General features: G+C 32.4%; 16 protein-coding genes. 8 read left to right on the top strand and 8 right to left on the bottom strand.

Annotation, left to right across the window (positions count from 1 at the left end; all coding sequences use genetic code 11):
* The 6 genes from N4A55_RS12335 to N4A55_RS12310 all read right to left on the bottom strand — a co-directional run bounded on the left by N4A55_RS12335 (position 1) and on the right by N4A55_RS12310 (position 6,788).
* Positions 1 to 672: an ABC transporter ATP-binding protein gene (locus N4A55_RS12335; RefSeq protein WP_293756805.1), complete on the bottom strand. Its 672-nt coding sequence runs from the start codon at positions 670 to 672 to the stop codon at positions 1 to 3.
* Between the two features lie 112 nt (positions 673 to 784).
* The gene (locus tag N4A55_RS12330) at positions 785 to 2,041 is read right to left on the bottom strand and encodes a sensor histidine kinase (RefSeq protein ID WP_293756802.1); all 1,257 of its coding nucleotides are present in this window, start codon (positions 2,039 to 2,041) and stop codon (positions 785 to 787) included.
* A gap of 31 nt (positions 2,042 to 2,072) precedes the next feature.
* Positions 2,073 to 2,759 (bottom strand): response regulator transcription factor, encoded by a 687-nt coding sequence (locus N4A55_RS12325; RefSeq protein ID WP_113673197.1) that lies wholly within the window; start codon positions 2,757 to 2,759, stop codon positions 2,073 to 2,075.
* Between the two features lie 192 nt (positions 2,760 to 2,951).
* Positions 2,952 to 5,054 carry a glycoside hydrolase family 13 protein gene (locus N4A55_RS12320; RefSeq protein ID WP_293756798.1) on the bottom strand — a complete coding sequence of 701 codons (2,103 nt, stop codon included), beginning with the start codon at positions 5,052 to 5,054 and terminating at the stop codon, positions 2,952 to 2,954.
* A 38-nt stretch (positions 5,055 to 5,092) separates the two neighbouring features.
* A complete protein-coding gene (locus N4A55_RS12315) occupies positions 5,093 to 5,317 on the bottom strand; it encodes a hypothetical protein (RefSeq protein ID WP_293756795.1) in 225 nt (74 codons plus the stop codon).
* Positions 5,318 to 5,795: 478 nt separating this feature from the next.
* Complete coding sequence (locus N4A55_RS12310) at positions 5,796 to 6,788, bottom strand: asparaginase (protein ID WP_293756792.1); 993 nt, start codon at positions 6,786 to 6,788, stop codon at positions 5,796 to 5,798.
* A gap of 170 nt (positions 6,789 to 6,958) precedes the next feature.
* Between N4A55_RS12310 and N4A55_RS12305 the strand changes: the two genes are divergently transcribed.
* From N4A55_RS12305 to N4A55_RS12275, 7 genes are all read left to right on the top strand, one after another.
* Entirely contained in the window at positions 6,959 to 7,309 is a 351-nt protein-coding gene (locus tag N4A55_RS12305; protein ID WP_443083833.1) for a hypothetical protein, read from the top strand.
* Positions 7,310 to 7,327: 18 nt separating this feature from the next.
* On the top strand, positions 7,328 to 7,948 hold the full coding sequence (locus N4A55_RS12300; protein ID WP_293756789.1) for a TetR/AcrR family transcriptional regulator: 621 nt from the start codon (positions 7,328 to 7,330) through the stop codon (positions 7,946 to 7,948).
* 154 nt (positions 7,949 to 8,102) lie between these two features.
* Complete coding sequence (locus N4A55_RS12295) at positions 8,103 to 8,708, top strand: MptD family putative ECF transporter S component (RefSeq protein ID WP_293756786.1); 606 nt, start codon at positions 8,103 to 8,105, stop codon at positions 8,706 to 8,708.
* A 1-nt stretch (position 8,709) separates the two neighbouring features.
* Positions 8,710 to 9,387, top strand: a complete 678-nt coding sequence (locus N4A55_RS12290) for an energy-coupling factor transporter transmembrane component T family protein (RefSeq protein WP_293756784.1) — start codon at positions 8,710 to 8,712, stop codon at positions 9,385 to 9,387.
* A complete protein-coding gene (locus N4A55_RS12285) occupies positions 9,384 to 10,832 on the top strand; it encodes an ABC transporter ATP-binding protein (RefSeq protein ID WP_293756781.1) in 1,449 nt (482 codons plus the stop codon). The genes N4A55_RS12290 and N4A55_RS12285 overlap by 4 nt, the downstream gene beginning before the upstream one ends.
* Positions 10,832 to 12,574, top strand: coding sequence for an ABC transporter ATP-binding protein (locus N4A55_RS12280; protein WP_293756778.1), 1,743 nt, complete (start codon positions 10,832 to 10,834; stop codon positions 12,572 to 12,574). The genes N4A55_RS12285 and N4A55_RS12280 overlap by 1 nt, the downstream gene beginning before the upstream one ends.
* Positions 12,571 to 14,301: an ABC transporter ATP-binding protein gene (locus N4A55_RS12275; RefSeq protein ID WP_293756775.1), complete on the top strand. Its 1,731-nt coding sequence runs from the start codon at positions 12,571 to 12,573 to the stop codon at positions 14,299 to 14,301. Before N4A55_RS12280 ends, N4A55_RS12275 begins: the two co-directional genes overlap by 4 nt.
* 199 nt (positions 14,302 to 14,500) lie before the next feature.
* Here the strand turns inward: N4A55_RS12275 and N4A55_RS12270 are convergent, their stop codons facing one another.
* Entirely contained in the window at positions 14,501 to 16,855 is a 2,355-nt protein-coding gene (locus N4A55_RS12270) for an ATP-dependent DNA helicase (protein WP_293756772.1), read from the bottom strand.
* A gap of 283 nt (positions 16,856 to 17,138) precedes the next feature.
* Here N4A55_RS12270 and N4A55_RS16940 point away from each other — a divergent pair, with 283 nt between their 5' ends.
* Positions 17,139 to 17,642, top strand: coding sequence for a YaiI/YqxD family protein (locus N4A55_RS16940; RefSeq protein ID WP_334303783.1), 504 nt, complete (start codon positions 17,139 to 17,141; stop codon positions 17,640 to 17,642).
* Positions 17,643 to 17,743: 101 nt separating this feature from the next.
* Here the strand turns inward: N4A55_RS16940 and ftsH are convergent, their stop codons facing one another.
* Positions 17,744 to 19,645 (bottom strand): ATP-dependent zinc metalloprotease FtsH, encoded by a 1,902-nt coding sequence (ftsH, locus tag N4A55_RS12260; RefSeq protein ID WP_293756769.1) that lies wholly within the window; start codon positions 19,643 to 19,645, stop codon positions 17,744 to 17,746.
* Positions 19,646 to 19,648: the final 3 nt, after the last annotated feature.

The raw sequence follows: 19,648 nt of genomic DNA, 5'->3' as shown, positions 1-19,648 counted from the left end.
CTATCTACCTCCCTCAACTATTTTCCCATCTTCAATTCTAATGATTCTATCTGCCATACGAGCTATGTAATCATCATGTGTAATCATAACTAATGTTTGATGATATTTTTTAACTGATAGCTTTAATAGTCCTAGAACCTCTTCACTTGTCTTTGAATCAAGATTTCCTGTAGGTTCATCAGCTAATATGATAGATGGTTTTGAAGCTAATGCTCTAGCTATTGCAACTCTTTGCTGCTGTCCACCAGATAAGGCACTTGGTAAGTGTTCTCTTCGGTCATATATTTTTAGGGTATTCATCAAATCTTGAACATACTCTGTATCTACTTTCTTACCATCCAACTCAATAGGTAATGTTATGTTCTCATAAGCATTGAGAACTGGTACTAAGTTGAAGAATTGAAATATGAACCCTATTTTTCTTCTCCTAAAAACAGCTAACTGCTCATTTTTCATTGAATATATATCTTGGTTTTCAATTAGAACCTTACCATCTGTAGGTCTGTCCAACCCTCCTAACAAATGTAGTAATGTGCTCTTACCAGAACCTGATGTTCCAACTATTGCAACAAATTCTTTCTCTTTTATTGTCAAATCAAGATTATTAACCGCTTTTACTATATTTTCTTTTCCATAAAACTTCTTTAGATTTTTTGTCTCTAGTACATTCATTTCTATTCCTCCATAGACTATATATTTGACTCTATCTTATAAGTAACTGGACTTAATTATCTTTATGTGAATAGTATATACTCCATAGCTTACATTTTTATTTCAATTTATCTTACAAATCTGTAAGGAAGAATAATATGCAAAATGTTGTACCCTTATTCAATGTAGAACGTACTGTAACTGTACCTCCTTGTTCTTCAATAATTCTTTTAGTAAGATATAACCCTACACCCGAACCTTCTTTTTTCTGTACTTCTTCTGATTCTCCTCTATAGAACCTGTCAAAAACTTTGAACTTCTCTTTTTGGGAAATGCCTATACCCGTATCCTTGATTACTATCTTAACCGAAGTCTCTAGTCTTACCATGTTTACAGTTATACTTCCCCCGTCTTCTGTATACTTCACAGCATTTTCCAACAGATTGAATATGGCTTCTTTTGTCCACTTTTTATCGTGATTTATATCTATGTTGATTAATTGTTCTATGTTAATATTGATACCTTTTTCACCTGCAGACAGATATATCCCGTTTATAGCATCTAAAACAGTTTTCTTGATATCCCTATTCTCTCTTTTTAATTGAATCATTCCTGTTTCTAATCTAGATATATGAACAAGTGAATTAATCAACCACTCAAGCTTGATTATCTCTTCTTTGCTTCTTTCCAAAAATTTTACCTGATTTTCTTTATCAACTTCATCTTCCAGCATCAAAGAGTTAAATAATTTTATGGAAGAAAGAGGTGTCTTAAATTGATGTGATATATCTGTTACTATTGATTTTATTTGTTCTCGACTGTTTTTGATTTCTTCTATACTTAATTCCAATCTCCTGGTCATTAGATTGAATTGATGTCCTATCCTATCAACTATTCCTTCATTATTGGTAGTCAAATGCACAGAATAATCCCCATCCATTACTTTATCTATCCCTATTGAAAACAATTCTATTTTTTTCATGATATATATTAAGCTCTTAGAAAAATAAAACAGAATAATTGAAAAAATCAAGATGAGTATTATCATGTTATATGTCATCATACTTTTCGCTTTTGTATAAAAATCTTTGCTGTAACTGATATCCATATCCTCGGTGTATCCATATTTATTTAGAACCTTTTTCCCTGCCATGATATATTGATTATTTTTTCCCTCTAAAAATATATTTGCGATTTCTTTATCCTTTTCAGGAACCAAAGTAGCTAAACCACCTATGATATTATAATCGTCCAATATCTGCTGTCTATGTAACTGTTCAACCATATTGTTGGATATCAAATAGAAAACTATCATTATAGCTGCCATTAGCCCCAAGGATATCTTGAAAATATTATATATGAAAGGTTCTTTTTTGAAATATCTTATCATTTTATCCTCCTGTAATTAACTCCATTAGAAATTATAATACCTTCTTATTCCATATGTAACCTACACCTCTAACTGTTTGTATGTAATCAGGTCTAGAGGGGTTGTCCTCTATTTTCTCTCTGATTCTTCTCATATATACAGCTAACGTATTCTGGTCTATATAATTACCTTCTATATCCCATAGATGTTCCAATAGTTGTTCTTTACTTAATATCTGTTGCCCATTCTTCATAAAATAATTCAGTACTTTATATTCAGTTTTTGTTACATCAATCTCTACAGCATTTTTATATATTTTCATTTTATCTGGATATAAAACCATATCACCAGAAGTAAGGGTATTCTTTTTTTCTCTAACTGAAGTCCTTCTAAGTACTGCGTTTATTCTTGAAATGAGTTCTCTTAACTTGAATGGTTTTGTTATATAATCATCCGCTCCCATATCAAGACCAGTAACTATGTTGACCTCTTCATCTAGTGCTGTAAGGAATATAACAGGTATATCCTGTACTTTCTGTATATTAGTGAACAACTCGTATCCGTTTCCATCTGGTAATGTTATATCCAATAAAGCTAGATCAAAACTATTTTTCAATATTTCTGCTTCAGCTTCTTTCTTGCTTTTTGCGTGTATTACTCTGTAATTTTCCTTTTCCAAAGCAAATTTGATTCCCATACCAAGTGAAAAATCATCTTCAACCATTAATATTGTACTCATGAATAGTCCTCCTATATATTAAAAAGACCCATTAATAATACACTCCTTAATATATTAGTAAGATAGACTCTATTCAGCTGCATTTACAGATTCTTATTAAACATAATGTTTCAGAATCCAAATAACTGAATAGAGTCTATCTTACGGAAGTTATTAACCATATGTATTACTTAACTGGTCCTTCCTATTTTACTAACCATATATAATTATAGCACTATATTTTGGTAAAGTTAATCTTATTTTTCCTCTTTTCACTTCATATTTTTCTTTATCTGTATTGAAGCTATCCCCAGTCGTAAGTATAACTCTTTCCATTGTCTGAGAATCTGTTATACCTAATTCCCATACAGGAATATTGAAGCTTCTTTCTTCATCATTATTATTAACTGCAATTGCTAATTTATCATTGTCATCCCATCTTCCATAACTAATGATTCCCCATTCTCCATATAGATATTTCAATGAACCCGTCCTAAGGGCTTGATATCTCTTATGAATGGATATTATTTCTTTGTGGAATGAAAGTAACTCTTCATCCTCTTTTCCCCATGGAAATGCTCTTCTATTATCAGGATCAGTCCATCCACATAGACCTGCTTCATCTCCATAATATATAGTCGGCGCTCCCTGCCAAGTCATCTGAATTACTACTGCCTCTTTCATAATGCCTTTATTAATATTCTCATTAGCCTTCTCTGGTCCAAGATTGTTTGTTCTACCTACCATATGATTAGTTCTAGTCATAAATCTTGAATGGTCATGATTAGATAATTCATTCATGGCAGTCAATAACGAGCCAGTTAAAAAGCTTTGCATATTATGAGTCATGGTATCAAAAAAAGCTATATGATTATTAAGCAATTCTCCTTTATATTCATCACTATGTTTTTCTAGACCTGTTAAAAACCATGTGACAGGTTCCATAAATGCATCATAGTTCATAATTGTATCCCATTGGTCTCCTAAAAGCCAATCCCTTGAATCATCATAATGCTCAGCTAGAATAATAGCATCTTCCTTAGCCGATTTTACAGCTCTTCTAAAATCTCTCCAAAACATATGATTAAACTGTTGGGAATACCCAAGATCTGCTGCCACATCCAATCTCCATCCATCAGCATTATACGGTGGACTAACCCATTTTTTAGCTATGTTCATTATATAGTTATATAATACTTTAGAACCTTCATAATTAAGTTTGGGTAAAGTTTCATAGCCCCACCAGCCATCATAATTAGTATTGTTTGGCCATTCACATCTACAGTGGAAATGAAAAAACCTAGTATAAGGACTGTTTTTTGATTCATACGCCCCTATATCGTATTCCGTTTGATTCTTATATATATTCTCTCTATCTAGCCATTTATTGAATGACCCACAATGATTAAAAACTCCATCAAGAATAAGTTTCATACCTCTTGAATGTACTTGTTCAATCAATTCTACTAATAATTGATTACTAGCTTCCAGATTCTCTTTATTAGTAGTTCTCATTATATATTTTGTGGCATATTCATTATATAGATTATCATTATTAAGAACTTCCTCTCCATCATTTACTATAACACCTAAATGAGGATCAACATAGTCATAATCTTGGGTGTCATATTTATGATTAGATGGTGAAACAAAAATAGGGTTAAGATATAATACGTCAACACCTAAATCACTTAGATAATCAAGTTTATCAATAATCCCCTTAATATCCCCACCATAGAAATCTCTTACACTATCGGCATCTGGGTACTTATACCAATCATTTATTTTTCTTGTAAAATTACCTACATACAAATATTCATTATCTACAACATCATTACTTTCATCACCATTATAGAATCTATCAACAAAAATTTGATAAAACACTGCTCCTTTTGCCCAGTCAGGAGTTTTGAATCCAGGTGATATTCTATAATTGAAATGGGTATTAGGTTCACGGCTGATACCTCTTTTATTATAATAACATCTAAAATTACCGATGTTTATTTCAAAATAATATTCTACAGTCTTTTCTTCAAGTTTGATTTCTCCAGCATAATAATCAAATAGTTCATCAGTTTCATCAATATATAATTCAAGTCTATTACCATTATAGATTACAAAAGCTTTATCTATATTGTCCTTCTTGGTTCTTAACCTAACTTTTACCGGTTTATTAGCTTCTGGTTCAGAAGGTATTCTATATTCCTTGGTTCCACCACTAAAAACTGCTCTTTCATCTAGTATTGGTTTATTATTATTCATATATAGCAATAACTTTTGTGCTAATGAAAGTTCTTTAAAAGTCTTATGTAACATAGGATTAAGCCAAACCTCCTTATTTAATCTTTCTAGAACTAATCCTCAACGATATCATATCCCCAATTATATAAGTAATCAATTCTATTATTATATTTTGTTATAGCTTCTTTTTTTGAATTAAAAACATCTGTATTTATATAAACTATTACATTACTTCTTACATCATTTCCTATTTCAATCACTTTTTTATTATTAGCATTTAATATTAATTTTATAAAATTATTTCTTTTTAAAAAACAGCTTTTATAATAAGTTCTCACTAACATCACCTCTATACACTATATTCGTTAATAATATAAGTTATACAAGTTAATATAGTTTAATTAATAATTGTCATCTTAATAACTTATCTTAACTATATTCTTCCCAAATATCTGTAAAGATTTCATAGTATATAAGCAAAGTTCCTACGTCACGTCTTGCTGTAGAAACTTTCTAATAAAACAAAAAAGACAGCCTACCGATCGGCTGTCTTTTTTCTTTAAGGAGAAGGTATTTGTTCTTATGGGGTGTAGCAAAAACTTTATTATTTATATATATTGTATTGGGGGGTTTTACAATAATAATTATAGCATTAACCCAAAAATAAGTGTGCATAAACTTTCAATAATTTGCCTATTTTTATTAGTAGTATTATACAACTAATATTTTCATCAATTTATGTCCCTTTTAATTATATACAAAAAGGCCAAACTAATAAAGCTAGTTTTTGCACAGCCTCATTTTTTAACACTTTTATTATATTTTTTTGTATAAATCCTTTTCAAAAATTTGTCTTACTTCACCTACATCTTTAGTCACTCCAAGTACTATCATTAGTTTGATTCTTGCCTTTTGTCCTGATAGATTATCTCCGAGTATTACTCCCATATCCCTTAACTGTCTTCCTCCTCCTTGGTATCCATATGAATCCAGTACCCTTCCTTTTGAGCACCTTGATACTATGACCACTGGGATATTCATGAGAATTGCTCTCCTTATACCTTCCAACATGGTTGGCGGTAGATTCCCTCTACCTAGAGCTTCTATAACGATACCTTTATAATCATTATCGACAAGATAATCAATAAATTCTGAACCAAGACCAGCTACAGCTTTAATGAGAGCAACCCTATTTTCAATTTTTTTTGTAACAATCTTAAAAGCGTTTTTTCTGTTTCTGTAATAGATAACTTGGTCAGAATCTACAATGCCTAGAGGACCAAAGTCCATACTCTGAAATGTGTCAAGACTTAATGTATGAGTTTTAGTTACTTCATCTGCTGCATTTACTTGATTATTCATTACTACCAATACACCCTTGTTCTTAGATTCTTCAGAGCAAACTGTACATATTGAAGCAGCCAGATTAGCTGGTCCATCATAGCCTAGTTCTGAACCATTACGCATAGAACCTGTTACAACAACTGGTTTTCCCGAGTCAATAACAAGATCAAGAAAATATGCTGTTTCCTCTAAGGTATCTGTACCATGTGTAATTACTACTCCTGCTATATCATCTCTGCTTAGAAGTTCATTAGTAACTCTTGCAATGTCCAACATCATGTTTGGAACAATATGAGGTCCAGGATAAGCACCATAGTGTATAACTTCAATCTGTGCCATCTTCTCTATACCTGACACTTTTGAAATTATATCCTTATCAGATAGTGCTGGTATAGCTGCCTTCAGCCTTTCGTCAACCATCATGGATATCGTTCCCCCTGTAAAGATTAATGCTACTTTTTTCATCTGAAACTCATCCTTTCATTTATCTCTATTGAATAGGCGTTTGTGAAACGCCATAAGTCGCACAAATACGAGATATTTTCCCTTAAAATAATATAACTCCTCACCAATTTATGGTAAAATTGAATTGTCAAGAAACAAATCTACCAAAACCCGAAAGAAGTCATATACTTATGATAACATATAATCAGCTTTCTTTGGCAGAAATTTTTTCTGATTGCCAAGATTATTTTAATAGTGACAAACGGGCTCTTATAATTCAAAGGATTTTTTCTATTCCTACTGATTCTTTATTAATAACTTTCCTAAGTTTTCAAATGAACCTAGAGAATTGGACTTACAATGGATATTTGATAACCTTATTGATATTACTGACAGATTTGCCAAAGTTTGATTCTGATAAAACTTCTATGACTATTTTTGATACTTCTGGAATTAAACATCTATTAATAATTTTAAGCTATTTTATTAGCAAATACTTGACAAAACACAATAAAGGTTTTAAAATAACATTGTTATCTTAAACGATTAGGAGGTGTATCTTGAGGCCAGTCAACGAAGAACTGAAATCAGAAATATTAAATATTAGTAAAAAAGAGTTTTTAGAGCATGGATATAATAAAACTACTGTACGAAGTATTGCTACATCTTTAGGCTGTACTACAGGAGCGATTTATCGTTATTACAAAGATAAATCTGCAATATTTGATGCTCTGGTAAAAGAACCCACTGAAATGCTATTAAAACAGTTTAAAGAAACTTCACTAAACATTTCATCATATTCAGAAGATGTTCAAGTAAAAAGTGTTCCTGAGATGTCTGCTAATGAATTTGATTGGATGGTAGATTATATTTATGACAATTATGATGTCTTTCAATTGATTTGCAGTGCTTCAGAGGGAACAAAATATGAAACTTATATTGAGCTTCTAATTGAAATTGAAGAAGAATCCACTAATCGCTTTATTACAACTTTAAAAAAAAGTGGAATGCTCAAAAGTAATATCGCTCCTTTAATGTCACATATTTTAGCGAATACTCTTTTTTCAGGAATTTTTGAAACAGTTAAGCATGATCTACCACGTAATATTGCCATGGAGCATATGCACACCTTACAACAATTTTATTGGGGTGGATGGGTTAGATTGTTAGGGATTGAATAAATCCCTTTTTTCAGAAATATGAGTTAGACACACCTAACATATATATACATTTATAAGGAGGATTTCACCAATCAGCAGTACCCTAACAGTACAACATAGTTCTTGGAGAGGAACTCTAAAAACTACTACTTTTATATTATACTAGGAGAAAATTATGATAAACCAATGTGTAAAAAACAATAAGCTTCAAGGAAAAGATTTCATTTTTGTGGGTATTTTTACTGCAATATTTTTAGCAATTACTGTTATAGTATCAGGATGTGCCTTTTTACCAATTCTTCAAATTATGGTGTCTCCAATTTGTGCATTGCTATATGCACCTGTCTATTTGCTGTATTTGGCAAAGGTAGGTAAACCTCTTGCAATTACCATCTTAGGCGTTATTTGCTCTGCATTTGTTGGCCTCTTAGTGTATGGTAATGTTTTTTGTTTCTTAGTGAATATGATAATCTTTATTGCCGCAGAATTGATTGCAAAAGCAGGTGGCTATAAGAACTTCAAACTGAATGCAATCAGCTATTTTGTAGTATCTTTTTGGACTATGGGTGAGAGTGGTTCTTTCTGGTTCTTTAAAGATTTTGCAGCAGAGCTATCTTTAAATGGTGGTTATACACAAGAGTGGGTTGATGGTGTCTCTAAATTATCAACACCATTATCGTTTGTAATTGTATTAGCTGCTATCGCTGTAGCTGCTATAATCAGCATTGTATTTGCAAAGGGAATGTTTAAAAAGCATTTCAAGAAGGCAGGGATTATCTAATATGAAACTGATGTTTTCCATGAATCCAATAACAAAAATCATCTTAATACTTTTAGTTAATATTTTGCTATTTAGTTACGGGGACCCAATCTATCTTACTGTTGCTACTTGGTATGCAATTTTTTTGATATTCCTCTTAGGAAAACATGGTACAGCATATAAAACAGGAATTGCATATCTTACATATTCATTGGTAAATTATCTTATAAGCTTTGCCCCTAAGGCAGTGGTATCTGCCTGGGGACTTGTAATATACCCCCTACTACTTTTTATGCCGTTGTTTATTTATGCAATACTAACATTTACAACTACACAGATTAGCGATTTACAGGCGACATTACAAAAGTTTAAAGTCCCCAATAAATTCATACTGATTTTATTGGTCATATTTCGTTTTTTACCCTCACTACACAGTGAGGTGAGAAATATTAAAGCAGCCATGAAACTTAAAGGAGTAAGTAAAAATCCCATAAAATTAGTGGAACATATCTATGTACCACTTTTGTTTAATTGCATTAAAATTGGAGATGAATTGAGTGCATCTGCCTATACAAGAGGAATGGGTCTATATCCACAGGCAACTCCATTAAAAAAATCTAAATGTGGTTTACTTGATATTATCAGCTTATGTGTGATAGTAACACTTATTTGTATGAGAAGGGGGTTGATAGCTTTATGATACAGTTTAAACATGTAAATTTTTCTTACCATAGCCCAGATGAAAAACCTGAGGAACTAATTTTAAAAGATATTAATATTTCTATTAAGAAAGGAGAATGTGTGTTATTTACAGGAGCTTCAGGGTGCGGAAAGTCAACACTTTTGCAGTTAATCAATGGTATTATCCCTGAATTTACACATGGAACTGTGGAGGGAGAAATCCTATTACAAGATCAGAGAGCAGATACCTTAAGTATTGCTGAAAGGTCAGTGTTTGTTGGTTCGGTTTTCCAAAATCCAAAATCTCAATTTTTTCATCTGAATACTTCGGATGAAATATGTTTTGGTGCTGCAAATCATAGAGTTCCTATAGAAAAAATTAAAGACAGATTTAATGAAACAGTAGCACTATTCTCTATAGAAGATTTGATGAATCGAAACATTTTACAACTATCTGGTGGAGAAAAACAACAGATAGCATGTGCTTCTGTGACTATGAGCCAACCATCTATTTATTTACTGGACGAACCCAGTTCTAATTTAGATCCAAAAAGTATAAAGAAACTAAAAAACATTTTACTTGAATTAAGAAAACTTGGAAATACCATTTTAATTGCAGAACACAGATTATATTATGCATTAGAGGTATGTGACCGAGTAATTTACATGCAACAGGGACGCATAGTATTTGATCAAGAAAAAGAAGAATTTATGAATCAATGTGATCAAAAAACACATGGGCTTAGGAGCTTTTATGCCAATTCTATTGACAAGCTTTGCAAAAGTTATTATGAAAAAGTGGAAAGAAAAATAGAAGATAGCATTTGTATCAACGAATTGCTTGTTACCTATCCCAATAAAGTAGCAGTTGATATTACAGATCTAAAACTACCCAAACATAAGGTAGTGGCAATTGTCGGAGGTAACGGAGCAGGCAAATCAAGTTTTGTTCGTGCTCTTGTAGGTATTGATAAGACAAATCACTTTATATTAAATGGCAAAAAAGCTAAAAAGAAGGACTGCATGAAGCAAAGCTATATGGTTATGCAGGATGTAAATTGTCAGTTGTATTCAGAATCTGTATTGGACGAATTAGTTGATTTAACAGAGGAAACTGATGAGGAAATTGCAAAGGCAAAGGAAATACTTACCAAGCTTCACCTTATTGACTATGTAGAAAGTCATCCTTTGGCATTATCGGGCGGGCAAAAACAAAGATTGGCAATTGCCTGTGCATTATTTTTAGACAAAAAAATATTGGTATTTGATGAACCCACAAGTGGATTAGATTATAAAAATATGCTGAATGTATCCTTGATTTTGAAAGATTTAAAGGAAAAAGTGGATTGCTTAATAGTTATTACCCACGATATAGAATTAATTGAACAATGCGCTGACTATATTTTAGAAATCCATCAAGGACGAGTGAAAAGACAACTGATAAAAAACAAGGAGGAAATTTAATGGAAACAAAAAAACCCCTACTCCGCTTATGGGAGTTAGGAAAAAATGAGCATAAAAAATTAAAATTAGCTATGGTACTGGCTATTTTGGGTGTAATTTTTGGAATTGTTCCCTTTTTTTGTGCTGCAAAAGTGATAGTCGCCTTATTAAATGATCAAAAAGACTTTAGATTTTATGTTTTATGGTGCTTTATTGCCCTTGGCTGTTATGTTTTACGAACCTTACTCTATAATATGGCTCTTGCTTTTTCACACAAAGGCACCTTCAGAATTTTAAAGCATATTAGACAAATGGTTTTAGAAAAGCTGCCAAAGCTACCTTTGGGATCTGTTATGGAGGTTTCTAGCGGTAAAATGAAACAGGTGATTGTAGACCAAATCGAAGGAATGGAGGTTACACTCGCCCACCTTATACCTGAAATGACCGCTAACATCATCGCACCTATTTTAGTAATTATTTATCTCCTTATTTTAGATTGGAGACTAGCACTTTTATCACTGGTATCTATCCCCCTTGGTATGGTTTTTATGATGCTGATTATGCGTAATTATGCAAAGGACTATGAGCAATCGGTTAAAACCACACAGGATATGAACGAAACCATAGTTGAGTATATTGCCGGTATTGAAGTAATCAAAGCCTATAACCAAGGCAAAAACTCTTATGCAAAATTTAAGGAAAGAGTAATGGCGAACGCTTCCTATTATTATGATTGGATGAAACGAAGCCAGTTTGGAACTTCACTTGCTTATGCCATTGCACCAACCACACTTATCACTATTTTACCCTTTGGCTTTTTATTTTATGTAAACGGTAGCTTATCAGTGGATAGCTTTATTACTATTATTATATTGGCGATGAGTATGGTTGCTCCCTTACTTGCTGCAATGGGATTTATAGATAATGTAGCAAAAGTGAGGACTACTGTCGGTTGTGTTGATGAGCTTTTGAATGCCAAGGAGCAAGACCACGGAACATCCCAAGTGAATTTAAAAAACAGAGATATTTTATTATCCAATGTTTCTTTTGGATATAGCGATGATAAAGAAATTTTACATAATATTACCCTTTCTATTCCAAGCAAAACGGTAACAGCTTTAGTGGGTCCCTCCGGCAGTGGAAAATCCACAGTAGCAAAGCTGATTGCAGGTTTTTGGGATGTAAATACGGGCAAAATTTCAATTGGTGGACAAGATGTAAAAAACATTCCCTTAACACAGCTTTATGATGAAGTGGCATTTGTTTCACAGGATAATTTTCTTTTTGACGATACCGTAATGAACAATATTAGAATGGGTAATACAAAAGCCACCGATGAAGAAGTAATGAATGTAGCAAAAAAAGCAGGCTGTGATGAATTTATTACTGCATTAGAAAATGGCTATCAAACAAAAGTCGGCGGTGGTGGTGCACATTTATCGGGTGGAGAAAAACAAAGAATTTCCATTGCTCGTGCCATGTTGAAAAATGCTCCTATTGTGGTGCTTGATGAAGCGACTGCTTACATCGACCCTGAAAATGAAATAATCATTCAAAAAGCTGTTGCAAAATTAGTCGCAGGAAAAACACTTATCTTGATAGCACATCGCCTATCTACCATTGTGGGTGCAGACAAAATTATAGTTGTTAATAATGGCATGATTGAGTGTGAGGGTTCTCACCATGACTTACTTCAAAAAAGTAAACTGTACAACGATATGTGGACAGCACACATGGGTACGAGAGAGGAGGAGCTTGCATGATAGAGACATTAAAAAAAATATGGAGCTTTGCAGGAGTAGAAAAATCAAATATAAACAAATCGGTAATCCTTAATTTTATATACGCTATTTTTTCAATGGGGGAAATCGCCGCAATCTATCTCATTCTGTCCAAGGTTTTAGAAGGAAACCAAAATCTTAAAAATGCTTGGTACTCTTTAGGTTTACTGCTGATAAGTATTTTGGGGAAAGCTTGTATGAAGTATTTCTCACAGCTCCAACAAACTCACGCAGGCTTTTTTATGGCAGCAAACAAGCGAATGCAAATTGCAGACAAGCTGAAGCGTGTTCCAATGGGTTATTTTAATGATAATAGCTTAGGTGAAATCACAGGAGTTGCAACTACTGTTTTAGAGCTATTGGAATTTCAGGCTTCTGTTGTTCTAGTAAATGTTCTTGGTGGTTTAGTCAATGCTATCATTTTTTCCATAGTGATTATTGCATTTGATTGGAGAATAGGACTTCTTGTCGTTTTGGGTACACTAATTTATTTATTGATTTCCTCCTCTATGGAAAAAAAATCTGCAACCCTCGCACCCGAAAGACAGAAATCTCAAACAGTGATGGTATCTGCTGTATTGGAATATCTTCAGGGTATGAGTGTTGTAAAATCCTTTAATTTGACGGGAAAAGGTGATAAAACGCTACGTGATGCTTTGGAGTATAACTGTGAAAGTAATTTGAAAATAGAGAAACTATTTACTCCCTACATTATGCTACAAGGTTTATCACTACAAATTTTTAGTGTTGCTATCATTCTTTTCAGTGTTAATTTCTACTTAAACGGAACAATGGTGTTATTAAACGCATTGATGATGATCATTATCTCGTTTTTAGTGTTCTCTCATATCCAATCAGCAGGTAGTAGCATTTCTCTTTTAAGAATTGTAAGCAGTGCTATGGACGAGGCAAACCAAACAGACAAGATTCCTGAAATTGATGAAAACGGAAGACCTATTACACCGAAAGGTTATGGTATTCAGTTCAAAAATGTATTTTTTTCTTACGAAAATAAAAAAATCCTCAATAATGTTAGTTTTACTATTCCGGAAAAAACAACTACAGCCATTGTAGGTCCATCTGGTTCGGGGAAAACCACCCTGTGCAATTTAATCGCACGATTTTGGGATGTAGACAGCGGTAGTGTATCCATTGGTGGTGAAAACATCAAGGCGTACAGCTTGGAATCTCTTATGGAACAAATCAGTATGGTATTTCAGAAAGTATATCTTTTTGCTGATACCATTGAAAATAATATTAAATTTGGTAGACCCTCAGCTAATCATGAGGAAGTAGTTGCAGCTGCAAAAAAAGCTTGTTGTCATGATTTTATTATGGCATTGCCAAGTGGTTATGATACTGTTATAGGAGAAGGTGGAGATACTCTTTCCGGTGGTGAAAAACAGAGGTTATCTATTGCCAGAGCTTTATTAAAAGATGCACCTATTGTTATCTTGGATGAGGCAACCGCCAATGTTGACCCTGAAAATGAAGATAAACTGCAAATAGCCATTGAAGCCTTAACACACAACAAGACGATTATTATGATTGCACATAGATTAAAGACCGTTAGAAACGCAAATCAAATTCTTGTGGTGAATGATGGAAGCATTGTACAAAAAGGAACACACGATGCTTTGATAAAGGAAGATGGTATTTACAGCAGATTTATTTGTACAAGAGAACAAGCAGTAGGTTGGAAATTATAATTAGCAAATGAAGAATACGAAAAATTTATCAGTACAATGTTAGCTGTATACTCTACTCTATTAAGTCAGTGATTGTATATAATCAAGTAGTGACAAAGCATTTTAATTAAATAGTAAAAAATTCAAGAAGAAAAAGGGTAAGACTAGCTAGTAATAGTCAAGAGTTTTACTAGCTGGTCTTACCCATATTTTTGTTTGATTATATGTTCTCCCAGAAATCATCAACCTTTTCCTTCAGCAAATCACTAGATGCATAGACAGCATGATTCCATTCATAAGGAAAAATCCTTTTATAATAATTACTACCAAATCTTTCATCTATAAGAACAACTATGCCTACGTCACTCATTGTTCTTATGACCCTTCCTGCTGCCTGCATAACTTTATTCATCCCCGGATACATATAAGCATATTCAAAACCGTTATCAGATGTATTGTCAAAGTAATTCTTGATAAGATTTCTTTCGTTGCATATAGAAGGTAACCCAACCCCTACTATAACTGCACCACTAAGTTTTTCTCCTGTTAAATCTATACCTTCACCAAACATACCTCCTAATACTGCAAAAGCTACAAATGAACCTTCTCTCTCATTATGGAACTCTCCTAGAAAATCATCTTTCTCACTTTCACTTAGTCCTCTTTCTTGTTTTATGATATTTATGTCATCATCTTCTATTATGTTAATAAAAGTGTCATATACATCATTCATATACTTGTAAGAAGGGAAGAATATAATATAATTCCCCTTTTTCCCCTTAATTGTATTGTATATAGTCTCCACAACATTTATATAGGTTTTCTGCCTGTTCTTATATTTTGTAGATACCTTATTATTTATTAATAAACATAGATTTTTTTGTTCAAAAGGTGATTCAAGGGTCAATCCATAATTCTTTTCATTACCTCCAAGTATCTTAACAAAATAATCCATAGGCGTTAATGTAGCCGAAAAAAGCACCGTAGATTTTGCATTTCCCATATAATCCCTTAGATTCCCCGATGGATCTAAACAAAAAAGCTTCATCAATACATCATCTTGTATCTTTTCATAATACGTTATATATCTGTCATCATAGAGTTCTGCTTTTTTTACAAAATCATAGCTGTCAAAGTAGAAGTCAAGTAATTCATCCATATGTTCCCATTCAACTAGATTGGCAAATATCTTTTCTGTTCTGTGTATGATTCCTCTAAGTATATCTACAAAATCCTCTGAATAATACTCTTCTACAATGAAATCTCCTACAATTTCACATTCACGTCTCTTTTCAATCATAAAACTATTCAATTTTCCCAAGTATTTATAAAGGATTTTATCAATATCTTTAACTATTCTCCTTAATTTCAATATAGGCTTTTTGTACATAGTAGCAGAATACATTTCCCTTGCCCTGTCAACCAGATTATGGGCTTCATCTATTAAAAATATATAGCTACCGTTACCTTCCACAAAAAATCTTTTGAGCACTGCACTAGGGTCAAAAGCATAATTATAATCACATATGATACAATCACTAAAAAGCGCTAAATCAAGAGTCAACTCATAAGGACATAATTGATATTTTTTGGAGTACTCCAAAATAGTATCCCTACTGTAATTATCAGTTGCTGTTAACAACTCCCCAATAGCACTGTTTATTCTATCATAGTGTCCTTTTGCATATTTACAATATTTACTGTCACATTTTTTCTCTTCATTCAAGCATATCTTATCTTTCGCAGTTATAAGAACTCTTTTTAACTTTAGTCCATTGCCTTCAAGGAGCTTAATAGCTTTTTCAGCTACATCTCTTCCAATGGTCTTAGCTGTAAGGTAAAATATCTTGGAATTCTTCTTCTCCATAGATTTTATAGCAGGATAAAGAGTCCCTATAGTCTTTCCTATTCCTGTTGGAGCTCTAGCAAATAATTTCTCATCTTCCATTATCACTTTATATACACTATTCATAAATTTCCTTTGACCTCTTCTAAAAGAATCAAATGGAAATTGTAGATCTTTTATACTTTTATCTCTTAAGCTATTATAATTGATTATCTTCTTAGCAAAATCTATATATAGATTTATTACACTATAATAAAATTCTTCTAATTCCTTAAGAGTAAATTCATTCTGAAACTGTTTTATAGCATAGTTACCAAGCTCAACATATGTTAACCTAACTATTAGCTTGTCTACATTTTTTTGCTTTCCATACATATATGCATACATCTTACCTTGAGCTAAATGTAGCTTATTGTAATTTTCATCAATATTTTCTAATGATTTGTTTACTGATTTTATTTCATCAATAATTATTGTATCCCCAAAAATAATACCGTCAATACGCCCACTTATATCTAATTCTATATCATCTATTGATACTTTATCTTTTATTGGTACTTCCCATTCGTAAGCATCATATTCTTTGCTAAATCTCTTCTGAATCTTCTGGTGTGCTTTTATACCATCAACTGCTCTGCTTGAGCTTAAGAAAACTGACTTAATATCACCAGAACGTAGAACAAATTCTATGAGCTCTCTTACTGATATACTTAATTTATTAGAAGACATTTCAATACACCCATTTCAATAAGTTCAATATATTTTCCTTGCTTTTATAATCCTAATAGAACTAAATAATTGCTAGCTCTATAGCAATTATTCAAATAGACCTGTCTATATTATAGCAAACAATCTAATATTATTGTATAATAATATTATTAACTCAACTTTCCCACTTCAATATTGTATGTAGGTAATCTAATTAAAAGGCTTTGCAGAATAAAAATATAGGTGTTTCTTCTATCTTTTATTCTGCAAACCGAACCTATAACCTTTTATTTACCTGTATTAGATTAAAGGTGGGAAAGATGAATTTATTGTTTTTAAGGAGAGGTTTATTATCAAAATACTTGTTGATGGAGACGCATGTCCCGTAAAAAATATTATTATTAGAATTGCAAAAGAATATAACATCCCTGTAGACATTTTTATAGATTCATCACATATATATGAAAATGATTACTGTAACATATTTGTTATTGGGAAAGGAAAAGATGCTGTTGATTTTGCTTTGATAAATAGAACAGATGAAAAAGATATAATAATAACTGGAGATTACGGCGTAGCAACCATGGCTCTAAGCAAAAAAGCCTCTGCTATCCACCCAAACGGCTTTATATATTCCAACGACAATATAAATAGACTCCTTATGGAAAGACATATATCCGGCCAAGCTAGAAGAGCAAAAAAACGTTATTCCAAAATAAAAAAAAGGTGCATAGACCACGACACCAAATTCGAAAATAACTTTCGAAAACTAATAGTAAATACATTAAGTAATGATATTACTCTATAAAAAAGGATGACAAAAGTCATCCTTTTCTTATAAAGCTAATTTTATTGTAATACATATAATAAATATTCCACTATACTATTGGAGTGACTGTTAGCAATTTATTACTTATCTTCTCCACTATCTACATCTAATTTCACTTGCTTCTCTAAAGGAGCTACTACAACTGAATCTACATCGCTTTTATCTACCTTTTTATATTCTTTATCAAATAAAGCTGCAAATTCTTTTCCTGATATTTTTTCTTTCTCAAATAATAATTGTACTGTTTTATGCATAACATCTATATTCTCATTTAGTATCCTTAAAGCTTCGTTATATGCATTATCAACAATACGTTTTATCTCACTATCAATTAATCCAGCTATGTTTTCGCCATAATTTCTTGTATGACCCCAATCTCTTCCAATAAATACTTCATCGCTATCATTTCCAAACTGCATAGGCCCTATAACATCGCTCATACCAAATTTAACAACCATATTTCTTGCAGTTTGAGTAACCTTTTGGAGATCACTATATGCACCTGTAGTAATATCGTCAAAGATAATCTGTTCAGCAGCTCTACCACCTAGAGAAACAATTATATCTTGCTCCATCTCTTTCTTACTTCCATAAGCATCATCACTATCTGGCAATGGCATAGTATAACCACCCGCATAACCCGTAGGTATTATTGAAATACTGTGTACAGGGCTTACAAGAGGTAATACATGGAATAGTATTGCATGACCAGCCTCATGATAAGCAGTTATCTTTTTCTCTCTTTGGGTTAGTACTTTACTCTTCTTCTCTGTACCTACACCTATCTTAATAAATGCTTTTTGAATATCTTCCTGTTCAATAACCTTTTTATTAGCCCTTGCAGCATATATTGATGCTTCATTCAATAAGTTCTCAAGGTCAGCACCAGTAAATCCTACTGTTGTTTTTGCAATAACTTTTAGCTCAACATTATCTGATAGAGGCTTCCCTTTGGAATGAACTTTTAATATTTCTTCACGACCTTTGACGTCAGGTCTTCCCACAACAACTTTTCTATCGAATCTACCTGGACGTAATAATGCAGGATCTAATATATCTGCTCTATTGGTTGCAGCAATAACAATAACACCTTCATTAACTCCAAATCCATCCATCTCAACAAGTAATTGGTTAAGAGTCTGCTCTCTTTCATCATGACCTCCACCAAGTCCTGCTCCTCTTTTTCTACCAACAGCATCAATTTCATCAATAAAAACTATACAAGGAGCGTTCTTTTTAGCTTGATCAAATAAATCTCTTACTCTAGATGCACCTACACCAACAAACATCTCAACGAAATCTGAACCAGAAATACTAAAGAAAGGTACTCCTGCTTCTCCTGCTACTGCTTTTGCAAGTAATGTTTTACCTGTTCCTGGAGGTCCTACCAATAAAACACCTTTTGGTATTCTAGCACCGAGTTCTACGAATTTACGAGGACTCTTAAGAAATTCTACTACCTCTTCTAATTCTTCTTTTTCTTCTTCAAGTCCAGCTACGTTTTGGAATGTAATCTTTTTATTTTCATCTACTACCATTTTAGCTTTGCTTTTACCAAATGACATAACACGGTTTCCACCGCCGCCTCCTTGGGCTTGATTCATTATAAAAATTAATAAGAAAATTACTGGAATAAGAACTATCAGTGATGGAAGTATCTGAATAAACCAACCTGGTCTTACAATATCTTTTACATATATCTTCTTCCCGTATTCTTCCATTTTGTCTTCAAATTTTGATGTATTAGTAATTGGGAAACTTCTAGAATCAGTATTTTCAAAATAGACTGTTACAACACCTGTAGGTATCTCTGCATTCTGTTTAACTTCAATTCTGACAACATCATCAATCTCTTTAATTAGATCTTGATATCCATAGTCACCTTTCATAGTATCAAATCTGTTACTTGATAAATAAACTACGATAAGTAAAACTAAAAGTAAAAGCGCATAAAAACTAAATCCTTTAATATTTTTTTTCATGTG

Origin of the sequence: Vallitalea sp. (genome assembly GCF_025211055.1) — a bacterium.
In the GTDB taxonomy this organism is placed as follows: domain Bacteria; phylum Bacillota; class Clostridia; order Lachnospirales; family Vallitaleaceae; genus Vallitalea.
Note: the sequence above shows the minus strand (reverse complement) of the source record. Positions and strands in the feature narration are given on the sequence as shown.